This window comes from Inquilinus sp. (genome assembly GCF_057815775.1).
This window is the reverse complement of record NZ_JBYRFX010000171.1, coordinates 1-2,062: the sequence shown is the minus strand read 5'-3', so window position 1 is coordinate 2,062 and position 2,062 is coordinate 1. Positions and strand designations below refer to the sequence as shown.

4 protein-coding genes are annotated in these 2,062 nt (G+C 69.3%); all 4 read right to left on the bottom strand.

Annotated features, from left to right (window positions below; all coding sequences use genetic code 11):
- Positions 1-575: cytochrome c biogenesis protein CcsA (gene ccsA / locus AC3XYG_RS06160; RefSeq protein ID WP_489138931.1), on the bottom strand; the 575-nt coding region annotated here is incomplete at its 3' end.
- Positions 572-1,072 carry a cytochrome c maturation protein CcmE gene (ccmE, locus tag AC3XYG_RS06155; RefSeq protein ID WP_489138930.1) on the bottom strand — a complete coding sequence of 167 codons (501 nt, stop codon included), beginning with the start codon at positions 1,070-1,072 and terminating at the stop codon, positions 572-574. The genes ccsA and ccmE, both read right to left, overlap by 4 nt.
- Positions 1,069-1,239 (bottom strand): heme exporter protein CcmD, encoded by a 171-nt coding sequence (gene ccmD / locus AC3XYG_RS06150; RefSeq protein ID WP_489138929.1) that lies wholly within the window; start codon positions 1,237-1,239, stop codon positions 1,069-1,071. The genes ccmE and ccmD overlap by 4 nt, the downstream gene beginning before the upstream one ends.
- Positions 1,240-1,245: 6 nt before the next feature.
- Complete coding sequence (locus AC3XYG_RS06145; protein WP_489138928.1) at positions 1,246-2,025, bottom strand: heme ABC transporter permease; 780 nt, start codon at positions 2,023-2,025, stop codon at positions 1,246-1,248.
- Positions 2,026-2,062 lie beyond the last annotated feature (37 nt).

The following is a 2,062-nucleotide window of genomic DNA, read 5'->3' as shown; positions in this document are numbered from 1 at the left end:
GCGACGGCGAAGGAGAACGCCATGGAGAAGCCGACATAGCCGAGATAGAGGAACGGCGGATGGATGGCGAGGCCGGGGTCCTGCAGCAGCGGGTTCATGTCCTGGCCGTCGAGCGGCGCGGGGCTGAGCCGCAGGAACGGGTTCGAGGTCAGGATGATGAAGGCCAGGAAGCCGATGCCGATCATGCCCTGCACCGCCAGCACCCGGGCCTTCAGCGTCGGCGGCAGGTTTTCACCGAACACCGCCACCGAGGCGCCGAACAGGGCCAGGATGAGGACCCAGAGCAGCATCGAGCCCTCATGGTTCCCCCACACGCCGGTGACCTTGTACAGCATCGGCTTCAGCGAATGGCTGTTGCCGGCCACCGTGGCCACCGAGAAGTCGGAGACGACATAGGCCCAGGTCAGGGCGGCGAAGGCGATCAGGATGGCCGCCAGCTGCAGCGTCGCCGCCGGCTCCGCGATCGCCATCATGCCGGGATGGCGCCGGGCGGCACCCCACAGCGGCAGCGTCGACTGGATCACCGCGAGAAGCAGCGCCAGGATCAGGGCGTAGTGGCCGATCTCGGGAATCATTGGGTGACCACGGCGGGGTTGGGTGCGGCCTCGGCGGAGACGGCGGGCTTGCCGGCGGCACCGGGCGCCATGGGATGGCCGGCATCCTGCAGCGCCTTGGCGACCTCGGGCGGCATGTATTTTTCGTCGTGCTTGGCCAGCAGCTCGTCCGCCACGAAGGTGCCGTCCGGCCCGACCCGGCCATGGGCGACCACGCCCTGCCCCTCGCGGAACAGGTCCGGCACGATGCCGCCATACCGCACCGCCACGTCATAGGCGGTGTCTGTCACGGTGAAGGTGATGGTCTGGCCATCGGGCAGATGCTGCAGCGAGCCCTTGACCACGAGACCGCCGAGGCGGAAGCGCTGGCCCTCCGCCACCTTGCCGGCATGCAGCTCGCTGGGGCTGTAGAAGAACAGCAGATTGTCCTGGAACGCGCTCAGGGCCAAAGCGGAGGCGGTGCCCAGGCCGAGGGCGGCGAGGCCGAGCATCATCAGCCGGCGGCGCTTGCGGGTCATGCCCGCTTCCTCCGGCCGCGCAGCTGTTCCAGCGCATCGAGGGCACGCCGGCTGCTGCGCCGCCGCACCAGGGTGGCGACGACCAGGCCGGTCAGCACCACCGCGGCGGCGCCATACGCGCTCCAGACATAGGCGGCGTAGCCGCCCATCGCGAAGAACTCAGCCATGGCGCGTCATCCGGCCAGCCGCTCCAGCCCCGGGGTGTCGTCGCCCCCGGCCCCACGGCCTGACGCGGCCATGGCGGTGGCCAGGCGCAGGGCGCGGATCCGGCGCTCGGCGATCTCGGTCTCGGTGCGCAGCAGCACCAGCCAGACGAACAGCGCGGTGAAAGCGACCGCCATGACCAGCAGCGGCCACAGAATCGAGGGGTCGAGCGAGGACCCGCCCAGCTTCATCACCGAGGCCGGCTGGTGCAGCGTGTTCCACCAGTCGACCGAGAATTTGATGATCGGCAGGTTGACCGCCCCGACCAGGGTCAGCACCGCGCCGGCCTTGAGGCCGCGCTGCTGGTCGTCGAAGGCCGAGACCAGGACGATGTAGCCGAGATAGATGAAGAACAGGATCAGCACGCTGGTCAGCCGGGCGTCCCACACCCACCAGGTGCCCCACATCGGCTGGCCCCACAGCGAACCGGAGGCCAGGCACAGCGCGGTGAAGCCGGCGCCCAGCGGCGCCGCCGCCTTGGTGTAGAGCTCGGCCACCGGATGCTTCCACACCAGCCCGACGGCGGAGGCCACGGCCATGGTGGCGTAGACCATGGTGGCCATCCAGGCGGCGGGGACATGGATGTACATGATCCGCACCGTCTCGCCCTGCTGGTAGTCCGCGGGAGCCGTGAACCAGGCCATGTAGAGGCCGACGCCGAGGAGCAGCACTGAAGCGCCGACAAGCCAGGGCAGCAGGCGGCCGCTGAAGCTCATGAAGCGGGTCGGATTGGCGAGTTCGAGGATCATCGAACCGATTTAGCGGGCCTGAGGCAAGCCTGCAACG

Excerpts from the sequence above, each read along its gene's own strand:
- AC3XYG_RS06145 (WP_489138928.1), bottom strand. The coding sequence starts at position 2,025 with ATGATCCTCGAACTCGCCAATCCGACCCGCTTCATGAGCTTCAGCGGC.
- ccmE (WP_489138930.1), bottom strand. The coding sequence starts at position 1,072 with ATGACCCGCAAGCGCCGCCGGCTGATGATGCTCGGCCTCGCCGCCCTC.
- ccmD (WP_489138929.1), bottom strand. The coding sequence starts at position 1,239 with ATGGCTGAGTTCTTCGCGATGGGCGGCTACGCCGCCTATGTCTGGAGC.